15 protein-coding genes and 1 tRNA gene are annotated in these 21,372 nt (G+C 58.2%); 5 read left to right on the top strand and 11 right to left on the bottom strand.

The genetic code is table 11. From position 1 onward, the window contains the following. Positions 1-97 precede the first annotated feature (97 nt). The 5 genes from N655_RS0107355 to rplI all read left to right on the top strand — a co-directional run bounded on the left by N655_RS0107355 (position 98) and on the right by rplI (position 2,773). Complete coding sequence (locus N655_RS0107355; RefSeq protein ID WP_026442460.1) at positions 98-766, top strand: 50S ribosomal protein L25; 669 nt, start codon at positions 98-100, stop codon at positions 764-766. 6 nt (positions 767-772) lie between these two features. After that, positions 773-1,381 carry an aminoacyl-tRNA hydrolase gene (pth, locus tag N655_RS0107350; protein WP_349509506.1) on the top strand — a complete coding sequence of 203 codons (609 nt, stop codon included), beginning with the start codon at positions 773-775 and terminating at the stop codon, positions 1,379-1,381. Between the two features lie 57 nt (positions 1,382-1,438). Next, on the top strand, positions 1,439-1,852 hold the full coding sequence (gene rpsF / locus N655_RS0107345; RefSeq protein ID WP_026442458.1) for a 30S ribosomal protein S6: 414 nt from the start codon (positions 1,439-1,441) through the stop codon (positions 1,850-1,852). A gap of 62 nt (positions 1,853-1,914) precedes the next feature. Beyond that, positions 1,915-2,232 (top strand): 30S ribosomal protein S18, encoded by a 318-nt coding sequence (gene rpsR / locus N655_RS21025; RefSeq protein ID WP_026442457.1) that lies wholly within the window; start codon positions 1,915-1,917, stop codon positions 2,230-2,232. 88 nt (positions 2,233-2,320) lie between these two features. Further along, entirely contained in the window at positions 2,321-2,773 is a 453-nt protein-coding gene (gene rplI, locus N655_RS0107335; protein ID WP_026442456.1) for a 50S ribosomal protein L9, read from the top strand. Positions 2,774-2,873: 100 nt separating this feature from the next. Here the strand turns inward: rplI and bglX are convergent, their stop codons facing one another. From bglX to prfA, 11 genes are all read right to left on the bottom strand, one after another. Then, positions 2,874-5,228 carry a beta-glucosidase BglX gene (gene bglX / locus N655_RS17840; RefSeq protein ID WP_081823798.1) on the bottom strand — a complete coding sequence of 785 codons (2,355 nt, stop codon included), beginning with the start codon at positions 5,226-5,228 and terminating at the stop codon, positions 2,874-2,876. A gap of 20 nt (positions 5,229-5,248) precedes the next feature. Beyond that, positions 5,249-6,301 carry a LacI family DNA-binding transcriptional regulator gene (locus N655_RS0107325; protein WP_026442455.1) on the bottom strand — a complete coding sequence of 351 codons (1,053 nt, stop codon included), beginning with the start codon at positions 6,299-6,301 and terminating at the stop codon, positions 5,249-5,251. Positions 6,302-6,310: 9 nt separating this feature from the next. After that, the gene (locus N655_RS17835; protein WP_049961316.1) at positions 6,311-8,308 is read right to left on the bottom strand and encodes a glucoamylase family protein; all 1,998 of its coding nucleotides are present in this window, start codon (positions 8,306-8,308) and stop codon (positions 6,311-6,313) included. 186 nt (positions 8,309-8,494) lie between these two features. Further along, the gene (locus tag N655_RS0107315; protein ID WP_049961315.1) at positions 8,495-9,976 is read right to left on the bottom strand and encodes a GH39 family glycosyl hydrolase; all 1,482 of its coding nucleotides are present in this window, start codon (positions 9,974-9,976) and stop codon (positions 8,495-8,497) included. Between the two features lie 124 nt (positions 9,977-10,100). Further along, positions 10,101-13,655 carry an outer membrane beta-barrel protein gene (locus N655_RS17830; RefSeq protein ID WP_049961314.1) on the bottom strand — a complete coding sequence of 1,185 codons (3,555 nt, stop codon included), beginning with the start codon at positions 13,653-13,655 and terminating at the stop codon, positions 10,101-10,103. 289 nt (positions 13,656-13,944) lie between these two features. Continuing rightward, positions 13,945-15,528 (bottom strand): outer membrane beta-barrel protein, encoded by a 1,584-nt coding sequence (locus N655_RS0107305; protein ID WP_026442453.1) that lies wholly within the window; start codon positions 15,526-15,528, stop codon positions 13,945-13,947. Continuing rightward, a complete protein-coding gene (locus tag N655_RS0107300; protein ID WP_081823624.1) occupies positions 15,464-17,644 on the bottom strand; it encodes a TonB-dependent receptor in 2,181 nt (726 codons plus the stop codon). The genes N655_RS0107305 and N655_RS0107300 overlap by 65 nt, the downstream gene beginning before the upstream one ends. Positions 17,645-17,949: 305 nt before the next feature. After that, positions 17,950-18,026, bottom strand: a tRNA-Pro gene (locus tag N655_RS0107295). 72 nt (positions 18,027-18,098) lie between these two features. Then, positions 18,099-19,355, bottom strand: coding sequence for an aminopeptidase (locus N655_RS0107290; protein WP_026442451.1), 1,257 nt, complete (start codon positions 19,353-19,355; stop codon positions 18,099-18,101). Positions 19,356-19,370: 15 nt separating this feature from the next. Beyond that, a complete protein-coding gene (gene prmC / locus N655_RS0107285) occupies positions 19,371-20,216 on the bottom strand; it encodes a peptide chain release factor N(5)-glutamine methyltransferase (protein ID WP_026442450.1) in 846 nt (281 codons plus the stop codon). Positions 20,217-20,234: 18 nt separating this feature from the next. Then, on the bottom strand, positions 20,235-21,311 hold the full coding sequence (gene prfA / locus N655_RS0107280; RefSeq protein ID WP_026442449.1) for a peptide chain release factor 1: 1,077 nt from the start codon (positions 21,309-21,311) through the stop codon (positions 20,235-20,237). Between the last annotated feature and the right edge of the window lie 61 nt (positions 21,312-21,372).

Below are 21,372 nucleotides of genomic sequence, written 5' to 3'. Positions count from 1 at the left end.
TTAAGGGCGAAACATTTGAAACCGGGCTGCCCGGGCAGTCCAAAGGGAGCGACGAGAAAAGGAACTTTTTTCTCCGTGCCCGAAGGGAAAGGAAAGCATGATTACACAGGAAGTCGTTACAGCAACCCCCCGCGAGGGCAGGTTCAACAAGAATGCGGCCCGCCGCGTGCGCGCCAAAGGAAAGATCCCTGCTGTGGTGTATGGCGCGCAGGAGCCTTCTGTGGCCGTGGAAGTCGACCCTAAGCAGATCCTTCGCATTTTGCACTCCGAGGCCGGCCACAACTCGATCTTCGACCTGGAAATTGGCGCCAAGAAGGCCAAGGCCATGATTGTGGACTGGCAGTATGAGCCGGTGAAAGGCTCCCTGCTCCACATTGACTTCAAGCGCATTGCGATGGACAAGGCCATCCGTGTGGAAGTGCCGATCCAACTTGTAGGCGTGCCGGTCGGCGTCAAGACCCAGGGCGGCATTCTGGACCAGGTGCTGCGCGAAGTGGAAGTCGAGTGCCTTCCGGGAGACATCCCGAGCCATATTGATGTAGACATTACTAACCTTGCTTTTGGCGACGTGCTGCGCGTCTCTGACCTGCCTCACGCCGGCAAGCTGAAGTTCCTCACCGACGAAAACGCCACCGTGGCCCATATCGTCTCTGTGAAGGAAGAGGTGCCGGCGACTGCGGAAGCGGGGGCTGCGGCCACTCCCGTTGAGCCTGAAGTGGCCAAGAAGGGCAAGCAGGAATCGACCGAGGGCGAGGCGAAGAAGTAATTGCAGGTGGAATCAGGCGTGTTTCTGGTCGTCGGTCTGGGTAATCCCGGAATTGAGTATCAGTTCACGCCGCACAACGCCGGGTTTTTGGCGATTGATCGCATCGCAGACAACTTCGGCGTGCAGGTGATCAATCGTCGGTGCCGGGCGGTAACAGCAACCATCCGGCTGGGGGGACGCGAAGTGGTCCTGGCCAAGCCGGAGACCTATATGAACCTCAGCGGGATTTCCGTAGAGGAGCTGGTACGCGAGCTGGAGGTGGACCCGGCGAAAGATCTGGTTGTGGTCTATGACGAGCTGGCGCTGCCTCTGGGAACGATTCGCGTGCGGACTGGCGGCAGCGATGGCGGCCACAACGGCGCAAAGTCCATCAACGGCGCCCTGCGAACACAGGAATGGGCGCGGGTCCGGATCGGCGTCGGGCCCAGACCGGGTGAGACGGACGGTCGCCGGGGAAAGGATTATCTGCTGACGCCCATGCGGAAGGCAGATCTGGCCGAGCTGGATCCGGTGCTCGATAAGGCGGCCAGAGCAGTGGAGATGATTGTGTCGCAAGGCATTACGGCTGCGATGAACGAGTTAAACCGCCGGGAGCCAAACAGCCAGGCGGAATGAAAATTTGTGAGCTCCGCGGTTGCAACCGCAGACGCGGCGGCAGAGAAGAGAGAAACGATGCAACGCTTTTATGAAGTGATGTATATCGTCCGGCCCGATGTGCAGGACGAAGAGCTGGACAAGCTGGTTTCCGGCTTTGAAGCCACGGTGACCAATGGCGGCGGGACCGTCCGTTCGACGGAAAAACTCGGACGGCGCAAGCTGGCCTATCTGGTACGCAAATTCAGCGAAGGCAATTATGTTCTGATGACCATTGATGCCGATGGAGAGCTGGTGCACGAGCTGGAGCGCCGTCTCCGCGTCTCTGAACAGGTGATCAAGTTCATCACCGTGCGTATGGACGAAGAACAGAAGCGCCTGGACAAGATCAAGGCCATCCGCGCCCAGCGCAGGAAGCTCAGCGCCGAGCCGGCCCCTGCTCCGGAAGCCGCTGAAGCTCCGGCGGCAGAAGCAGCCCAGGCCAGCGCGTAAAGCACCATCAGGAACAGTGTGCCCCGCCCTATGGCAGGGACACAGGAGAAAAGGTAGGAATTATGTCTGACGAAACCACACAGAATGTAACGGCAACTGCAGCGCCGCGCGCCGCCGCCGCCGCCCCGGCAGCCGGTGCCGCAGCAGCACCAGGTGCGCGGAAGTTCTTCCGCCGGAAAAAGGTGTGCAAGTTCTGCACCGAAAAAATTGACGCCATCTCATACCGCGATGTCAATCTGCTGAAGCAGTTTGTGGCCGAGCGCGGTAAGATCGTCCCCCGCCGCCTGACCGGCGTCTGCACTACGCATCAGCGCCGCCTGACGCGGGCCATCAAACAGGCGCGCAACATTGCGCTGTTGCCCTTTGCCGTAAAGTACTAGGTATTTTGCGGGCCAGCGCCTGCTGCGCAGGTTGTCAGCCCATCAGCGCGCCGGTCCGGCGCTGCCAGCGTTCTTTGGAGATTTTGCAATGGAAGTCATTTTAAAAGAAGACATTCACAACCTGGGCCACCGCGGTGACGTGGTGAAGGTGGCCGACGGCTATGGCCGCAACTACCTTTTGCCTAAAAAGCTCGCCCTGGAAGCGACGCCCGCCAACAAGGCCGTCATCGAGCAGATGAAGGCCGCCGCCGTGCGCCGCTCCGCACGGGAAAAGGCAGAGGCCGAACAGCTTCTTGCTCAACTCAATGAGGTTGCTCTGGTCTTCGAGCGCAAGGTGGGTGAGCATGATCACCTTTTTGGCTCGGTCACATCGGCAGACATCGCGCAGGCGCTGGAAGCCAAGGGCTTCAATATTGATCGCCGCAAGGTCCAGCTCGACGAACCGCTCAAGTCCGTGGGTGAGTTCCTCATCCCGGTCCGGCTGCATCGTGAAGTTACGGCCCACATTAAAGTGACCGTCAAGGGCGAGGAAGCGGCCTGATTGCCTTCCTGCCTGTTCGCAGGAAGAGATTTATCCGCAAACAAGATGCGCCGGAGGAGGCCGCCGGCCAAAAGCCCGCGGCCGCTCGGCCTCTGGTCACTCAGCGGCCAGGAGTGTGTCCGGCCCCCGCATCCGATGTAATGTCAAAGCTGGCTTCCTGATTGGCCAGCGAGCTCCCTCCGATCCAGACCGTGTAGTGCGTCGGTTCGATGACCTTCCTGCTGTCCTTGTTGTAGAACGCAAGCTCGGGAAAGCCCAGATCAAACGAAACCACCTTTGCTTCTCCGGGCTTCAACGTCACCCGTCGGAAGCCTTCCAGGCTGCGTACTGGCTGTTCCACACTCGCTCCCAGGTTGCGCACATAGCACTGGACCACTTCTGTGGCTTCGCGGTCTCCTGTATTTGTAACCGTAACAGTTGCAGTAATCAGCTTTTTTGCGTCCTCGCGTGTGGCCTCACTGAGCGGCACCGCCCTGCGGGAAAGCGTGACCTTGCTATAAGAAAACCGGGTATAGCTCAGGCCAAATCCAAAGGGAAAGAGCGCGGCATTCGGAGCATCGATGTAGCGCGAAACAAAGCGAGAGTCCGGTCCCGGAGGCTGCGTCAGGTCCATGCCCGGGGCAGGCGGCCGCCCTGTCGGAAACTGGTTGTAGTACAGCGGCTCCTGGCCCACCGTCCACGGAAAGCTCATGGGCAGCTTGCCGCTGGGCGACACATCTCCATAGAGAACATCGGCAATGGCATTGCCCGCCTCTGTTCCGGGAAACCACACTTCGAGGACCGCGGCCGCATGACGCGCTGCCTGTCTCAGCTCCAGCGGCCGCCCCGAAAAGACCAGCAGCACCACCGGACGCCCCGTCTGCGCCACGGCCTCCAGCAGCGACTCCTGGTTTCCGGGCAGGCCCAGAAAAGCGCGGGAACCGGCCTCGCCGCTCATCGTCCCTGATTCTCCCAGCGCCATCACCACCACGTCGGCCTGCCGGGCCGCCTGCACGGACTGGGCAAACCCCGCATTGGAGGTGCCCTGGATCTCTGTCCCCTTCACGACGGTGAGGCTGCCACCATATTGTTTTGCACGCGCTTCCAGCGCCGCGCGCACGGTGACCACTTCGCGCAGTTCCGGGCCGCCTGACCACGCGCCCAGCATCTGGAGCGGATCGTCGCCCAGCGGACCAATCAGTGCAATCTTCAGGGCCTTCTTTGCAAGAGGCAGCGTGTCCTGCTCGTTTTTAAGCAGGACAAACGATTCTTCCGCCGCGCGCCGCACCAGGGCGCGATGTTCGGGCACAGCAGAGGTCACCTCCGTCCCCCGCGCATAAGGGTGCTCAAACAGGCCTAGAGCAAACTTGACGCGCAGCACGCGCCTCACTGCTTCATCCACTACACTCATGGGGACCTGCCCGGTGCGGACCAGCTCCGGCAGCTGCGTGTCATAGTAGTGGGACATCATGTCCACATCTACTCCGGCCAGAATCGCCTTGCGGGCCGCCTCCGCCGGGGTGAGCGCAATGCCATGGTTCTGTAATTCCATGACGGCGGTGTAGTCGCTGACGACAAAGCCGTTGAATCCCCATTCTTTGCGCAGAATCTGCTGCAGGAGGTATGGATTTGCCGTTGCCGGCACGCCATTCAGCGCATTGAAAGCGCTCATGATGGTCGCGGCCCCGGCCTCCACGGCCGCCTGATAGGGCGGTAGATACACTTGCCGCAGCCGGATGTCCGACATGTCCGTCGCGTTGTACTCGCGTCCCGCCTCCACTGCGCCATACGCAGCAAAGTGTTTCACGCAAGCAGCCACGCTGTCCGGTTTGGACAAATCGTCCTGCTGGTAGCCCTGCACGTAGGCGCGGGCCATCGCTGCGCCCAGATAGGGGTCCTCGCCAGCACCCTCTGCCGTGCGGCCCCATCGCGCATCCCGTGAGATGTCTACCATGGGCGAATAAAACCAGCGGATGCCTGCCGTCGTGGCCTCTTCGGCCGACATGCGCGACAACTCTCTCACCAGCTCCGGGTCAAAGGTTGCTGCCAGTCCCAGCGGCTCCGGATAGATGGTGCGAAAGCCATGGATGATGTCAGCGCCAAAGAGCAGCGGAATATGCAGGCGGCTCTTCTCGACGGCCGCGCGCTGGAATGCGTTGGTATGCTCCGCGCCGACCGTGTTCAGCATGGACCCGAGCCTGCCCTCGGCGGCCAGCTGCATCGCGTCCACCTGTTCCTTCGCCTCAGGATTGATGGCCAGTTGTGCTGCTGTCGCTGCAATATGCCCGGCATCGTTGTATTGCACCAGTTGCCCCAGCTTCTCCTCAAGGGTCATCTGCTTCAGCAGCGCATCCACTTTCCGCTCAACTTCCGGCGAAGCGAGCTGCTGGTTGGATGGCTGCACGCTCTGCGCTGCCGCGCCGGAGACCAGCGCTGCACCCAGCCCCAGAACCACAGTACGAAACAATGAAGGCAACAAGAGAGGCTCCTTTTTCTTTAAGCTTTCGGTTTGCTGGCAACGGCAGGTGCAGTAGACTGCCGCTCCACAAATGCAGGCAGGATTCGGATCGGGCTTTTCGGCCACTCCTGCCTGCCTCCCTGGATCATCCGCAGCAGCGTAGTGGCGGCCACACGCCCCATCTCCTGCATGGGCTGCCGTACCGTGGTCAGCGGCGGCATGTTCGTCGCCGCGCCCGGAATATCATCGAACCCCACCACGGAAACATGCTCCGGCACGCGGACCCCCATTTCGCGCAGCACACTAATGGCGCCGATCGCTGTGAGGTCATTGAAAGCAAAGATGGCCGTGAAAGGCTCTCCCCGTTCAAGCAGACGCACCGTTGCCGCTTTTCCCGGCTCCGATCCGGGGACGTCACTTTCCAGTTGCGCCACCAGGTGCTCGTTGATCTCAATGCCTGTCTCTGCGGCCACTTTTGTAATGGCCCGCCAGCGTACCAGAGTGTCTGAACTGGAGCGCTGTCCTTTGATGAAGGCGATTTTTTTGTGCCCCAGCCGCTGCAAATGCTCCAGTGCATAGCGCGCCGCCAGCAGATGGTCCAGTTCAATGTTCACCACCGACGGCCGCCGGTGATGTCCGGCCACGGCCACCACAGGAATCGGGAGGTCCTCTTCCAGTGCCGAGTCCACTGCAATCATTCCTTCGACCGCCCGCGCCAGCAGCAGAGACGGATACTCCCGCAGGAGTTCCGCGCGGTGACGGTGGCTTACGACAAAATAGAAATATCCGGAATTGAGCAGCACATCCTCTACGCCGCCCAACACGGCGGTCGAATATCCTTCGCTGATCTCCGGCACCATGATGCCGATCGTCCTGCTCTGCCTGCTGCGCAGGCCCCGGGCCAGTGTGTTGGCCGTGTAGTTGAACTGCGCCGCCGCCTTCTTCACCCGCTCCTGCGTCTCTTTGGAAATGCGATGCTCCTTCGCCGCCCCATTCAGCACACGCGAAACCGTGGCCTCAGAAAGACCCAGATGGCGGGCCAGCTCCTTCAGGCGCGGTCTTGCAACAGCGTTCGCATGGTTGGTGGTCATCTACTTCTCCTACGGAGCGGAGCCGGCTTCTGTTCCCTCGCGCTTGAGCCCAATTGCCTGCTGCATTTTCCTGATCTCCGGATTGGCCATGAAATTTCGCCACACCAGGCCCGTGCGTCCGTTCTCAATCATCACTGTCATCGGGGCCTGGTTCAGTCCCATCGTAATGCCTGAATACCAGTCCTGCTGTTGATTGAAGGCGTCGCGGAAACCATAGATGTCCCATAGCTGCGCACCCAGGTCGCGGTAGAAGTGCCGGATGGCCAGCAATGACTGCTGTGGTGTATACGCATAGGAGCTGACTGCGCCAGTGGGAGCAATCGTGCCATCATCTTCTGTAAATGGCTTGTATTCGCGGTAGCCTTCCGGCCCATCCACGGCCGTCAATCCCCAGCAGTCCGCGCCGTATCCTTTCCAATGCAGTGGATTGGCGATGCTGTATGCCTGGCTCACCAGCGCCTCATTGCGGTTGTTGACAAAATAGTCTGCATACTTGTCCCGCCATCCGCGCGGATCGTATCCCATATAGGAGTACTGGGTGAAGAAGAGCGGCCCCGGCGATCCAGGTACATAGTTCATGTCCAACTGGATACCAAAGTATGTGTGCTTTTCTCCGTACACATGGTCGGTGCCCTCTGCTGTATAGCCTGTGTAGTACAGGCTGGGCGGTACCGGATGCGTGGGCGAAGCAATGGCCAGCATGTAGGTAATCATGACCTCGTTCCAGCCTTCCAGGCGGTTGGCAATATGGAAGGCATAGTCCGGCGACCAGTGCCAGTAGAGGGCATCTCTCTTTGGCGTGGCCCGGAACCAGTCCCACTCAATGCCTTGCCACAGCCTGGTGATGTTTTCCCGCAGCCGCTGCTCCTTCGCATTCGCAGCACCGAAGTACTGCCGCGCAGCCAGCAGCCCTTGCATCAGGAAAGAAGTCTCCACCAGGTCCGCGCCGTCATCGAAGATGTCAAACACTCCCACCGCATGGCCGGTCCGTCCGCTGAGGAAATGCGGCCATGCGCCATGAAAGCGGTCAGCACGGGCGAGAAAGTCCGTGATCTGTAGGAGCCGGTCCACAATCTGCTCCCGCGGAGCAAACCCGCGCTCCGCGCCCACGATCATCGCCATCACGCCGAAGCCGCTTGCCCCAAGCGCAATGATGTCATCGTCGCCCGGAGTGTTTTCCCGCGCCATGCCCGAATGCGGCTCATTGGCCTCCCAGTAGTAGCGGAACGAGGCCTCCTGCACCATCGTCAGCAGCTCCTCGTCGGTCATCGGATGCGTGGAGGCCGTAAGAACATTCGACAGCGCCGACTCTCGCAGTGACGACGTCCGCGCCGAGACCCGATACGATGCCGTGGCATGAGGATCACCCAGGTAGTCCGCATACCGGTGGACCCCGTTCCGCTGCACCCCGATCGGCCGGAACGGTCCGCCGCGAAGCGATCGGTAGATCACATACTGCGCCACCGTGGGCCCGTCCTCGGCCTCCCACCGAAGGTCTACATGCCGCTCCCACCCCCTGGCTTCCACCAGCCGCGGCGCCGCTGGAGCAGGCCCGCCCTCCGGCGTTGCGTTTTCGATACGGATGTCATCTATGTCCAAAGTGTGCGGTGTGGCGTCCCCCTCGCCCTGGGCCAGCACAAGAGTGCTTGTCCGCTCGGGATGAAAAGGGCGCATGGATGCGCTTTTGAACTTCGCCATCGGGATACGCACCCGCGTCCACTTGCCAGCCGCAAGATCGTGAGTAAACCCGCCCAAAGAGAGCTGCGCCGTAAAATTGTTGTCCAGGTCTACCAGTGCGATCCGGGGAAGGTCTTGAGCGCGGATGCCATCCTTGGCATACAGCCACAGGAAGAGACTGTCACCAGTGAAGTCCACCGTGCGATTACGCCAAACATAGAGTTTGATCTCGGCGTCCCACCCGCCGTTCGGCATCGATTGCCATTGCAGCTCCAGGGCGTTGGGCCCGCTGATGAACTCCTGTGTTTCGACCGGCAGTTTGCCGTCCACCAGCCGTAATGTGCTCGGGCCGAGACCCGGCCCTCGCTGTAGAAATAAGCATCCGGCGAAAGGCTGTTCTCAAAGAAAACCTGCTGCGAATCGTTCCGGTCAGCAAAGGCAGAAACTACGGAACACAACAACAAAGCAAAAGAGCCAAAACGAAAAAGGTCTTTCATACGGACACGCTCACGTTCTTCATCTTGCAATCTTCATCAGCACCAGTGCATTCGGCCCCAAATCCAGCGTCAGTCTGCCATGGTCCAGCCTACGCTCTTCCGGGGGCCCCAGGGCGGTTTCGCGGTTTAATTCCTCCACCTGCGCTGTAGTCAGATACACCGGCCTTCCCATCGCCGCATACGCTTTCAGCACATTGCCGTGGTCCTCATCGACCCGCTGGATGGTGACCGGAGCATCCGGGCGCACACCGTCAAAGACCAGCGTCATCTGCCTCGCTGCGCCCTGCTCTCCTGGGTCCACCAGGTTCCATGCCGCCACGGCCAAGCCACCCTCCGCGGTCTTCGTCACCAGCACGTCCTTGGCCGGATTCGGCAGCAGTCGGTCCCCGAGCTGATGCAGCAGCGCAAAAGCATAAAAGCTTGGCTTGTTGATGCCGCCCTCGGCCCGCAGACCAAATTGTCCCGTCAGTGGAGCAGGAATCGGTCCGTTTTCCTCAAATACGTCGGAAAATGTCCAGAACGACATCGCCTCCACACCTTCGCCTGCGCATTCGCGAATCGTGTTGGCCAGGGCGGGTCCCACATAGATTGTGTCGCGCGCCTCCATCTCGCCCGGCACATTCCACTCCGTCCACAGCAGCGGAAGTCCCGGCATGGCCGATGCTTTGATCTCCCTCTTCACCTTGGCCACAGCCCGACATACGCGGTCATCCATGGGGACCTGTTCGTGTGTTCCAAACAGGTCCTCGACCGTATCATCTGCGTATCCATGCGTGGAGACAAAATCGACCGGCACATGGTTTTCTGAGGCGAACTTCAGAAAATCCGGCACCCAGGCTGCCGCCGCCGTCGCTGGGCCGCCCACACGCAGGCGCGGACTCACCTCCTTGAGCGCGCGCGCCGTGTGCGCATACAGCTCAAAATACGAACGTTGGCGTGGCACCCCGCCCCAAAAATCAATGTTCGGCTCATTCCACACCTCGAAGTACCACTGCGAAACTTCCGCGATGCCGTAGCGCTCCACCAGATGCTGTGCAAAGTGCCGGATCAAATCGTCCCACCGCTCCATGCTCTTTGGCGGTGAAACGTTCTGCTTGTACCAGAAGGGGTGCAGCGCGTCCGGATTGGCCGCCAGCTTCTTCGGCATAAAGCTGATCTCCACCACCGGACGCACTCCGTTCTTCAGCAGCCCGTCATAGATCTGGTCTACATACTGGAAGTTGTAGACCGGGTCCCCGTGCTCGTCCTCGTTATAGACGCCGTTTTCATCATGCAGGATCGCGTGAAAACGCACATATTGAAAACCGGTAATCTTTTTGACCGCGCGCAGGTCTTCGCGGTAGCTCTCGCGCAGCGTAAGGTTCGCCCGCCCTGAGCCGAACATGGTTTCCCAGAAATGAGGCAACGGCGTGGTTTGGTCCTGTGCATGGATCTCCACTCGCTCCTGGGCGAAAATGCAGTGCGTTGGCAGAAGCAAAGCTTCCAGGGCCAGAACAGCCACGGATAAACGCCAAAATCTCAAACTGATCTCTCCTGTGCACACAAAGGCAAGTACGTCCCACAGATGCCTGGTGAAAGAAAAATAAGGGCGCGCCTTTGCGACGCACCCTACGAAAGGAGGCTCATCAGAAGCTGAACCGTGCCTGGATCTGCACCGTCCGGCTGCCCAAAGCTGAACCGGCCACACCGAAATCAGCATTGGGTGAAACGGAGCCATCCGGATTCACCGATCCCAGATTGGTGTCAATCGAAGATGGGTTAATGTTTGTTTTGTTGAACAGGTTGTATGCGTCGGCGCGGACTTCAAACCTGGCGTTTTCGCCCAGAATCGGCATATTTGGCAGACCAAAGGCCTTGCTCAGACTGGCATCCACGTCGTTGTAATTTGGTCCGTTCAAGCTGTTTCTCTGGATCCCCGGCAGCGGCGCGGGCACCGTATCCAGGAACGAGGACCCCGTAGCAGCAACATACGTCGGACCAGGGAAGTACTTGGTTCCATCTCCGCCAAAATTGGGGTTCGTGGCCTGCTGGAAGACTTTGTTGCTGGTGCTGCTTCCATATCCACCCAATCTGGCCGCGGGCCGCAGTTGTCCATAACCGCTTCCCGGATAATACAGACTTCCGGTTGCGTTATAGACTGGGTTCCACGGAAACCCTGTGTGCCAGTTCCAGATGCCGCTCAGCGACCACCCGCCGGCCACCTTCTCCAGCCAGCTATGGCTGCCGTGGAAAAAGACTGGCTGCCACAGACCGAAGATCTTCACAGCATTGGCCACGTTGTAGTCCGACCGTCCATACGCCGCATGGGTGTCGTAAGGATAGAAGTCCTCCGAATAAGGCCCGGAGTTTTCATCCATCGCTTTCGCCCATGTATACATCACCTCCGCCTGGAAGTTGTGGGCAAAGGTGTGGTTGAGCGTCGCAATCATCGCGTTGTAGTTTCCGGTCCCCGTGTTCTGGTAAAAGTCCAGAAAGTTGACCTTCGGGTTCAGCGCCAGGCCCCGGGCCGCGGCAATGGCGTTCCAGTTGTTCTGCACCAGCAGGTGGCGTGTCTGGCTCCCCTGATATCCCAGCGATGCCACTAGATTGAAAGGCAATTGGTACTGCGTGTCCAGAGAATAGTGATAATTCGCGATGGTCTTCGGATTGGACAGGAACCCGGTAACAAAAATCGGTGAGGCCCCAGGAAGCGGCAGATTATCAGGACCAAAATTCGTAATCGCATTCGGGTTCGGCGCGTAGCCAAACAAGGAATGGATGTCGCTCGCGGTCTGATACACAATCCCCGTGCCTGAGCACGAAGGGTTGTTCGTATAAGGATAGTTGCAGCTATAGTTCGCCTGCACCACGAATGGCGGATTGCCATTGCCGTTGGCCGTAATGGCAATTTCATTCTGGTTATAGTTGATACCAAAGCCGCCACGGACCACGATGTTCCCATTGCCTTGCTTGGGCTGCCAGGCAAAGCCAACCTGTGGCCCCCAGTTGTTCTTTTGCGGCGTGTAAATCCCTCCTCCAATCTTGATATTCAGCCCGTCCAGAGGATCGGCGCCGCTGCCAAAACGGAGAATTCCCAGATTGTTCTCCTTGGAATAGAACGCTCCGAAATAAGACCAGCGCAGACCCAGGTTGATGGTCAGGTTCGGCCGGACCTTGTAATCATCCTGCACAAAAAAGCCCCACAGGTTTTCGCGGTTGTCCTGCCGGTTGCCGAAAGGAACGCCGGTTTTGGAATCGAACTGTCCGCTTTCAAAATATGGTGCATCATTGGCAAAGTCCCACAGGTTATGGAAATTGAAGCTGGGCCGCGCCGCATAGACCGGATTGTTCAGATAATAGAGCCGCGTCAGCTCCCCGCCCATCTTGATGCTGTGTCCGCCAATCACCTTGGTCAGCACATCGCTGTAGCTGTAGGTCCATTGGTTGAAGTTGGACGGTCCCGGAGCGCCAAAAAACTGGAAGCCGCCCTGGTTTCCAATGCTCCCAATATTGTCAATGTTGTCCTGCGGCAAACCAAACGGTTCCTGCGGATTTGTCGCAACCTCGTTCCATCGCCATCCAGCGGCATTGGCGCGCGCCTGGTTCAGCAACGTAGGCGAAAATGTATGGTTCCAGATCAGCGAAAATGCATCGTTCACCTGCGAATGGTGCCATAGGTTGGCAGAGCGCACCGGCCCGTTGTAAAAGGTTGAATTGACCGGGACCCAGTAAATCGCAAACGCCACATGGTCCTTTTGGGTGACATTCGCATCCAGACGCCCGTTGTACTGGTTCTGCGAGGTGTTGGAAGGATTGATCGAGTTGAAGTACGCCAGGTCCGCAACACCATCCAGACCACTGCCAACGCCGGGCATGTTTGAGTTGCCGCCATAGCTCAGGTCCTGCATCCCCACCCCATTCTTCAGCGGAGAACCCACGTCAAGACCCTGCGAGGTAGTGGCGCAGTTCACACCCTCCTGCAGGCCGATGGACGCGCACGTACGCTGCAAGATTCCGGTCGCCGACACGGCCTCACCCGGATACTGCAGGTACTTCGACGCGATCGGAGCAATCCCAGTCAGTTTGTCAAACTGTGAAGTCTCATACCAGCCCTGCGCCGTGTTGGTTGCCGACAATGGACTGCTCTCCCAGTTGAAGAAGGCAAAGATCCTGTCCTTCCAGATTGGACCGCCCAGGCTGCCGCCATAATTGTTGAACCGGTCATTGTCTCGGTTCACACCGCGCTCGGCCGCCGTGCCCGGAATATTGGAACTGACGCCATTCCACCTCTGATAAGCATTCAGGCCCGGCCGCGACATCTTGAAGAACGCGCTCCCATGCAGGTCATTGGTGCCGCTCTTCGACGTGATTTCAATCTGTGCGCCGCTGAAGCGCCCGTTTTCCGCGTCATAACTATTGGAGACGACCTTCATGCTGTCAACCGAGTCTTCACTCGGCGTAATGACGGAAGTCCCACCCCACACCGCGCTGACCGTGCTGATTCCGTCTACCGAAATGCCATTGGTTTCATACTGTCCGCCTCGCGTCTGGATTTGCGGACCGTTTTCTGTTGCAAAAATGCCTGCCTGCCCGTTGCCGCTGCCCCCTGGTCCCTGGTTGCCCGGCAGATTGAACGTCCCTCCCCCGCCGGCCTGCGAACCGTCGCCGAAGACCCCCGGCGTCAATTGTGCAAGCTGAAAGATGTCGCGGTTGAACGACGGCAAGTGTTGGATCTGATTGCTGTTCACCGTGGCGCTCACTGTCGCCGTTTCATAATCCAGGGCCTGAGTTGTCCCGCTGACAGTGACCGTCTGCGCCGCTCCGCCCACCTCAAGCTGAACATTCAGCGAGTTCAATTGTTCCGGAATGAGCTGTACATGCTCGAGCACCTTCTGCTTAAACCCGGTGGCATCTACGGTTAGGCTGTAATTCGCCGGCGCCAGGCCGTTGAAAATATAAAATCCGTTATTGTCGGTGGTGGCCGTCTGGTTCTGGCCAGTGTCTTTGTTCGCGAGCGTGACCGTAGCACCTGGAATCACAGCGCCCTGCGGATCTGTGACGACACCACGCAACGATCCGCGGAACTGCGCCTGCATCACCGCTGGTGAAAACCATGCGAGCGCAAACAGCAGCAACGCGGCCCAGGCAGATCTCTTGGCTGTGTTTTGCGCAGGGAAATAACGGAAAGGACTCTTTTGCATCGGACTCTCCTTGAAAGCTGCTTTCTTTTAAGCCACCTACCGTCGTCGCGCCTGTAGTTCTGCTCCCGTGATGGTGCGCGCGTACGACAAAAATAGGCGCCGCCTGCGCAAACGATTGCGCAAGCATTCGAAAAGTACCATCCCCGCACCAGCACTGTCAATCTCCTCTTCCATTTCCCAAGTTTCACCAAAGAAATAGGCCCGCCCCTCAAACAAGAGGCAGGCCCGGACCACGGCTGCTTTGCCAATCCACCTTCCCCAGCTTATGGGGATGGCTGCATTTTATGTCTCAGAACTCCACCCGCACCGACAGCTGCATGACGCGAGGGCTTCCATTCATGGACGTCAACTGGCCAAAATTGCTCGCCTGTGTAATGTCATCGTAATTGGTATTTGTGCCTGGCGAACTGAAGTTTGGATGGTTGAGAACGTTGAATGCATCCGCCCTGAACTTGAGGTTCAATCCGCGGTCTGGCCAGAGCGCAAAGGTCTTGGCCAGTCCGGAATCCAGGTCGAAATACTGAGGTCCGCGAAGGGAGTTGCGGCTTCCAATCTCAAACCCAATCGGGCCCTGGAAGGCGTTGACTGCCGCCTGCGGGTCCGCATAGAGAAAGAGCTGTCCACCGGATGTCTTGTGGATCTTATGCCGCAGGGCACCGACATCTCCATTAAAGATGGCAGGCGCATTGTTGGCATAACCAGCCACGAAGGCACTGGAAACCGTGGAGTAAGCAGTACCGCTATGCCAGTAAGCAAGGCCGCTCAGGTCCCATCCACCAATCAGCTCGTTCAGCGCCCAGGGGATGTTGCCTCCGAAGGCCCGCCCGCGTCCGAAGGGCAGCGAGTAGGTGAAATCTCCGTTGAGATAATGTGTCGTATCAAAATCAGAGTTTCCACGGCAAGCGCGAGGCCGCAGTACGTCGCATACAAAACCGTAGCCGCCAAGCGCAGGACTGTTCGCGATCACGGACACGTTATCTATGGAATGCGACCAGGTATAGTTGGCATCAAACTGCAGGCCGCGGGTCAGATTTTTCTGCACGCTGACCAGCAGACCGTGATAAGTGGAAAACCCTTTGTTGGTGTAAAAGGTGTTCTCAGAGAACTGTGCACCCATACCAACGTTGTAGCCCAGCCCTCCGGAGAGCGCCTGGATTGTGTCGGCAAAATCTCCTTTAAACATGAGCGACTGCAACGCACTGGCGATGTACGACGTGTTATTGGGATAACCGTTGGCCACACCAGCACCCGGTGCAAATTGGTTTTCAAACCATGGCTCTGCAGGAAGGTTCGTGGGATCGGCACCGGCGCGAAGCTCCTTCGTAACATTTCCCATGGCCTGAGACATCAACTGACCAGAGGCCTTGTCTGGAAACTCTACCAACTGGTTCGCATCTGCCTGCGCCAGAAGCCGTCGACCAAGACGACCGGCATAGCCAATTCGCATCAGCGTAGAACCCGGAAACTGATGCTGGAAGTTGAAGCTAAGGGTCATGGAGTAAGGGGTCTTCAGGTTAGGATCGACCGTTTCATTGAAAGCACCTCCATTCTGCAACCCATATGGGGTCCCGGTTGCATCGACATACGGCTGGAAAGGCGGCCTGGGCGTTGCCGGAACAGGAGCAGCCGGTGGTGCGTCATAACGCGGGTCGGTCCTTACAGAGTTCCTCGGGTCCGTCCCATTGCCATAGTTTTGGGTAAAGTTCTGCTGAAACAGATAGGAGTACTGGACCTGCTGGTACTGCACGGCACTGACGATGGTACGATCGTACACAATCCCGAAACCGCCGCTAAAGACGCTCTTTTCGTCAAATTTCGGGTTCCAGGCAAAGGCCACCCGCGGACCAAAGTTTTTGGGGTCGCGGTTGTACAAAGCGGGGCCGTGATTCTTGGGGCCTCCGAGTACATAGGTGATGAAGGGAATGACACCCGGGGCCGCTGATGCCGGCAGCGCTCTGCGCCACACGTGCGCTCATGTATTTGTCAAAACCCATGGTCTGCACGGTTTCAAGTCCGTTTGTTTCATAGGGCACAGAGAAATACTGATAATTCAGCCCATAGGTCAGGGTAAAGTGCGGGGTGATTTTCCAGCTATCACTTACGTATACCAGCGTCTGGTAATACTTGTAATTTTGTCTTGCACCGGTCCCTTGCGGCAGCGGATTGCCCGCCGCATCATAGTTCACAGTTGTAGCCACAGATCCGACTCTGCCCAGAGCTGCGGTAAAGGCACTGTCATAGGTCACCTGCGCCGTAGAACTAGGCCGCAGCAGATTCGCAGGACGCATGGAAGCATCCAGGCCCTGCACTTCACCGCCTAAACCAATTGTGTAAGAGTTGTAGTCGAGGACCGTGTTGCTGGTTTCCGTAATCCATTTGTAAGTGCCGCCAATCGAGAGCGAGTGCCGTCCCAGGTTCCAGCTCAAATTGTCCTGAATCTGAGGAATCGGAATATGACGGCTCTGTGAATTAGAAGGACTGGAGTAAGGACTGTCCAAAAGAGTGGTCACTCCACTGGAAAAACCTATCTGATTAATCCCCAGGGGGTTCTGCGGACGTGGGAAACTCCAGTCCTGCACCGTCGCACCGTATGTGAACTGATTGACTTTATTCGGAGAAATCTGCCAATCCATGCCTACGACGTAAGCATAGCTGCGGTCCACAAATTGTGCAGCTGGTGGAAGACCTGGGAATTGCGCTACGGAATTGACCTGGTTTTCCCGGGAGACCGTACCTCGGCCCCAGAGGTTGATCCGGCTGGTCAAGTTGTAATTGATCTTGCCTACGTAAGAGGTAATGTATTGGGGTTCCGGAGCATTGAATCGATAGCCACCTGTGTTGATGCCATCTCCGGCAGTTGGATCATTGACCGCGGGATACCGGGACTTCAAGAGGCTGAACAGCGCCGGACTTTCTCCGATCCCGGCCGGATCGAGTGCCTGTACCTGCGCAGGGGTCAACGAGCTGATACAGTTCGGCGTTGTATTTTGCCGACTACTGTAAGTGCACCCAGGATTGTTGTTAATGTAAGAGACATTTCCTGCAAGATAGGAGGCCAGAGGCACTGTGCGCAGCGTTGCAGCAGCACGCGCGATGCGCGAGTTGTAATAGTCGAAAAAGAAAAATGCTTTGTCGTGCTTGATGGGTCCGCCCAGTGAGCCACCAAACTGGTTTTGTACCAGTTTCGGAGCACGCAGACCGGCCAGGTCGTTAAACCAGTCATTCGCGGTCGTTGAATTGTCACGATGGTAGAGGTTTGCCTGCCCGTGCCACTGATTACTGCCGCTTTTCGTGACAAGCTGAAATTGTCCCCCTCCGCTGGGCCCGCTATTAGCGGTGTAACCCCCTACGGTGCCACGAAATTCCTGCACAGAATCCACGGGAGCATTTGCCACAATGGACCCGAAATTCCCGGTGCCAAAGTCATTCACATCCAGTCCGTCCACTGTGATGTTGTTCTGGTCTACGCGTGCACCAGTCGTCGCGCCCGTAAGAGTGATGCCTGGTTCCAGCGTTAACAACGCGGTAGGAGAGAGTCGGTTCTGGACGGGCAATTCATTCAACTTGGAAACCTGCACGTTATTGCCAATGGAGGCATCTTCTGTGTTGAGAGTCGCGCCCTCCCCGGCATTGACAGTAATCTCAACCTGCTGTCCCGGAGTCAGTTGAGCATTCTGCGTCCCAGTGCTGGCTACGTTCACATAAACGTTGTCCACCCGATAAGGGGAAAAGCCCTGACTGGTAAAGACCAATTGATAGCCGGGACCTGGAGGAATATTGGCAATGCGATAGGATCCGGCAGAGTTGGTAACAGCTTTAAAGCTGATCCCAGTCGCGGGATTTGTAATCTCAACCGTCACGTTTGGGATTACCGCCCCAGTGGGATCAGTAACCACCCCCGTGAGTGTGGCTGTTGTTTGTGCCTTTGCCCAAAAGGACACACAGGCTACGCTCAAAAACAAGACCGTCGTAAATAGGCGGCGTAACATAGGCAGTTCCTCCAGAAGACGAGCGGAATAAACGATTTCGAAGCCGTGGGGGAAATTGAAATATAGCTATTTACTTTGCAATTACCTTGCCATATGAAAAGTTATCTATATATGTAGTTCTTTAGTTGATAGCTTCGGTGGAAACGACACCTTTTTGTATTCAATCTTCCAAAAATGGGAGGATTCGCGATCGATCTTCGGCTTCTGATTGACGCCGCAGGCAAGATAACACTCCGGACATACCGCCTCAGGGGAAATCCAGCACAAAAGACTACTTGATCGATGAAGGTTATCGTGGAAAAGAATGGTCGGGGAGAGAGGATTTGAACCTCCGACCCCCTGGTCCCGAACCAGGTGCTCTACCAGGCTGAGCCACTCCCCGAAGATGCAGGCCAGTCCGGGCGGACTGGCTTTGTTCTGCAAGCTTTTTCCAGTGTATCAGAAGATGCGGCCCTTATACCCACTCTCCCTGACGCATCAGCGGCTCTGCCACTCCTGAGGCGGTGATGCCGTCAATATCGAGCTTGTCGGAGCCAATCATCCAGTCCACATGAATCAGACTGCTGTTTGCGCCGCGTGCGGCCAACTGTTCCGGAGAGAGATTGTCACCGTCGCGCAGGCATGAGCTGTAAGCCTGTCCCAGTGCGATATGGCAGGCAGCATTCTCGTCAAACAGAGTATTGAAAAAGAGCAGTCCGCTCGATGCAATCGGTGAGGAGTGCGGCACCAGCGCCACTTCTCCCAGGCGGCGCGCTCCTTCGTCCGTGTCGATCAGTTTTTGCAGGACTTCCTGCCCTTTGGTCGCGCGGGCCTCGACGATCCGGCCTTTTTCAAAGCGTACCTGGATGCCCTCGATCATTGTCCCCTGGTGAGAGAGCGGCTTGGTGGCGGTCACCACGCCGTCGGCGCGGTCCTTATGCGGAGTGGTAAAGACCTCCTCGGTCGGCATATTCGGAATGCAATAAAGACCATTCCCCGCAGTGGTTCCACCACCGAGCCACAGGTGGTCATCGGCCAGCCCCAGGCGGAAGTCCGTACCCGGGCCGCGGTATTGCAGGGCAGAGTAGCGCTTGTGGTTCAGGAAATCAGCGCGCTTGTGCAGGGTAGCGTCGTGCTGCTTCCAGGCTGCGACGGGATCGGCCACATCGACCCGTGAGGCGCGGAAGATGGCGTCCCATAGCTTTTCAAGAGCAATCTCCGGCGTGTCCTCGGGAAAGACGGCTGCGGCCCAGGCAGGCGTGGCGCTGGCGACGATCGTCCAGTTAATCTCGTGCCGCGTAATCAGTTCCAGAGCAGGACGATAGGCCTGGGAAACAGCACGATTGGCGCGTCCGACTTTGTCCGGATCTTCATTGGAGAGCAGCGATGGATTGGTCCCGGCCACGGCCAGCCGCGCCGCACCGCTTTTGAAGGCCGCGCCCATCCCGTCATAGAGCCACCCCGGAGCACGGTCAAAGCTCTCATCCGGAGCGAAACGGTAACGCATCAATGTAGCTTCATCATCGCTGAAAAGCGTCGTGACCAAGGAAGCCCCCGCGCGGTAAGCATGTTCGGTGATACGCCGCACCAGCGGAAGAGCGTCGAGCGATGCCGTCATTACAAGTTCCTGTCCGCGCTCCAGGCCCAGGCCGACACGGATGGCGACTTCGGCAAGACGGTCGAGTTTCTGTTGGTGCGTAAGCGATTCAGTGGCAAGTGCTGCTGTGGTCATGGTTTTAGTGTATGCCTATCGCTGGGCGCAGGCGACCCGCGGAATACCCTGCAGGTCCGGAAGAAAGGCCACCTGTTTCCAACCGGAAAGCAGACGCAGCAGTGCGTTCTGTTGCCCATATCCAATCTCCAGCGCCAGCCATCCGTCGGGAACTAACCGCCCGCGCGCCTGGGGGACCAGCCGTTCGTAAATCTCCAGACCGGAACGGCCGGCAAACAGCGCCTGGTGCGGCTCGTAGTCGCGCACCTGTGCTTCGAGCGTTTCCCGGTCTGTTTCCGCCACATAGGGAGGATTCGAGACGACGGCATCGTAGGTTTCGCCACCGACAGCGTCCAGCAGGTCAGAGACAACAAAGCGGACCTGGTCTGCAACCGAGTGGGCCGCGGCATTCTGCTGTGCAACGGCCAAGGCCGCCCGGGAGATGTCCAGTGCCGTAATCTGCGCGCGAGGCAGGTGGACGGCGAGCGCCACGGCAATGGCCCCCGAGCCGGTGCCTACGTCGGCGATGCGCAGAGGGCGGTCGTGGGGCAAACGCTTGAGCAGCGCCTCCACCAGGTGCTCGGTTTCCGGTCGTGGAATGAGCACATCCGGCGTAACTGTAAAGGTAAGTCCGAAAAAATCCTGCCGGCCCAGAATGTACTGGATGGGTTCCTGTCGTGCGCGGCGGCACAGCCAGCGCTCGTAGATTACCGCCTGGTCGCTGGTGAGGACCGCTTCCGGGTACGTAAGCAGAAATGCCCGAGTGCATTGGAGTGCTTCCATAAGGAGCAGCTCCGCATCTCGCCGCGGCTCCGCGGAAACCCGCTCTAACCGGGCTGCACCCTGGGCGAGCGCAGCGTCCAATCTAAGATTGCCTGACATCTTAGCGCGTCCCAGTCGTTACGCCGCAGAAGCTGTCTCTGCCTTCAGCCGCTCCGCGTTGAAATGCGCAATCAGGGCATCAATCACAGGCTGGAGCTTGCCCTCCATCACATCAGCCAGCTGGTGAATGGTCAGTCCGATACGATGGTCGGTAAGCCGGTTCTGCGGAAAGTTGTAGGTGCGGATCTTCTCGCTGCGGTCACCGGAGCCGACCTGCTGCTTGCGCTCCTTGGCCAGCGCCTGCTGCTGCTTTTCCATTTCCACCTCATAAAGACGGGCGCGCAGCACACGCATCGCCTTCTCGCGGTTTTTAATCTGGGACTTTTCGTCCTGGCAGCTTACAACCGTATTGGTCGGCAGGTGCGTAATCCGGACGGCCGAATAGGTCGTATTGACGGACTGGCCTCCCGGGCCGGAAGAGCAGAAAGTGTCAATGCGGATGTCCTTGGCTTCAATCTTGATGTCCACCTCTTCGGCCTCCGGCAGCACGGCGACGGTCACCGCGGAGGTGTGCACGCGGCCCTGCGTTTCCGTAGCGGGCACGCGCTGCACGCGGTGCACACCGCTCTCATACTTCAACTGCGAATAAACGTGGTCGCCTTCAATAATGGCGATGACTTCCTTCAATCCGCCCACGGAAGACTCCGAGCTGGAAAGCACCTCCACCTTCCACCGGTGCTGCTCGGCAAAACGCGAGTACATACGGAAGACCTCGGCTGCAAACAGGGAGGCCTCATCACCGCCGGTCCCGGCGCGGATTTCCAGAATGACGTTTTTTTCGTCGTTCGGGTCCTTTGGCAGCAGCAGCAGCTTCAGGTCCTCTTCTATTTTGGGCAGGCGCTGTTCGAGTGCGGCCAGCTCCTCACTGGCCATGGCGCGGATCTCTGCATCACTTTCATTCAGCATGGCCTTGGCATCGCTGATGCCGCTCTGCACCTGCCGGTATTCGCGGTATTTCTCGACCACCGGCTCCAGCTCGCGGTGCTGCTTGGCAATCTTCTGGTATTTTTGCGGATCGGAGACAACTTCGGGCAAGGCGAGCTGTTCGCCGAGCTCTTCGTAGCGGGCGGCAATCTGGTCCAGACGTTCAAACATACAAGCTTTCTCTCAAGGGGGTTCGATGGGTTTCCAAAAAAGACGAACAAAGATATGGGCG

Source organism: Pseudacidobacterium ailaaui (assembly GCF_000688455.1).
Classification (GTDB): Bacteria; Acidobacteriota; Terriglobia; order Terriglobales; family Acidobacteriaceae; genus Pseudacidobacterium; species Pseudacidobacterium ailaaui.
This window is presented reverse-complemented; position numbering and strand designations above follow the sequence as displayed.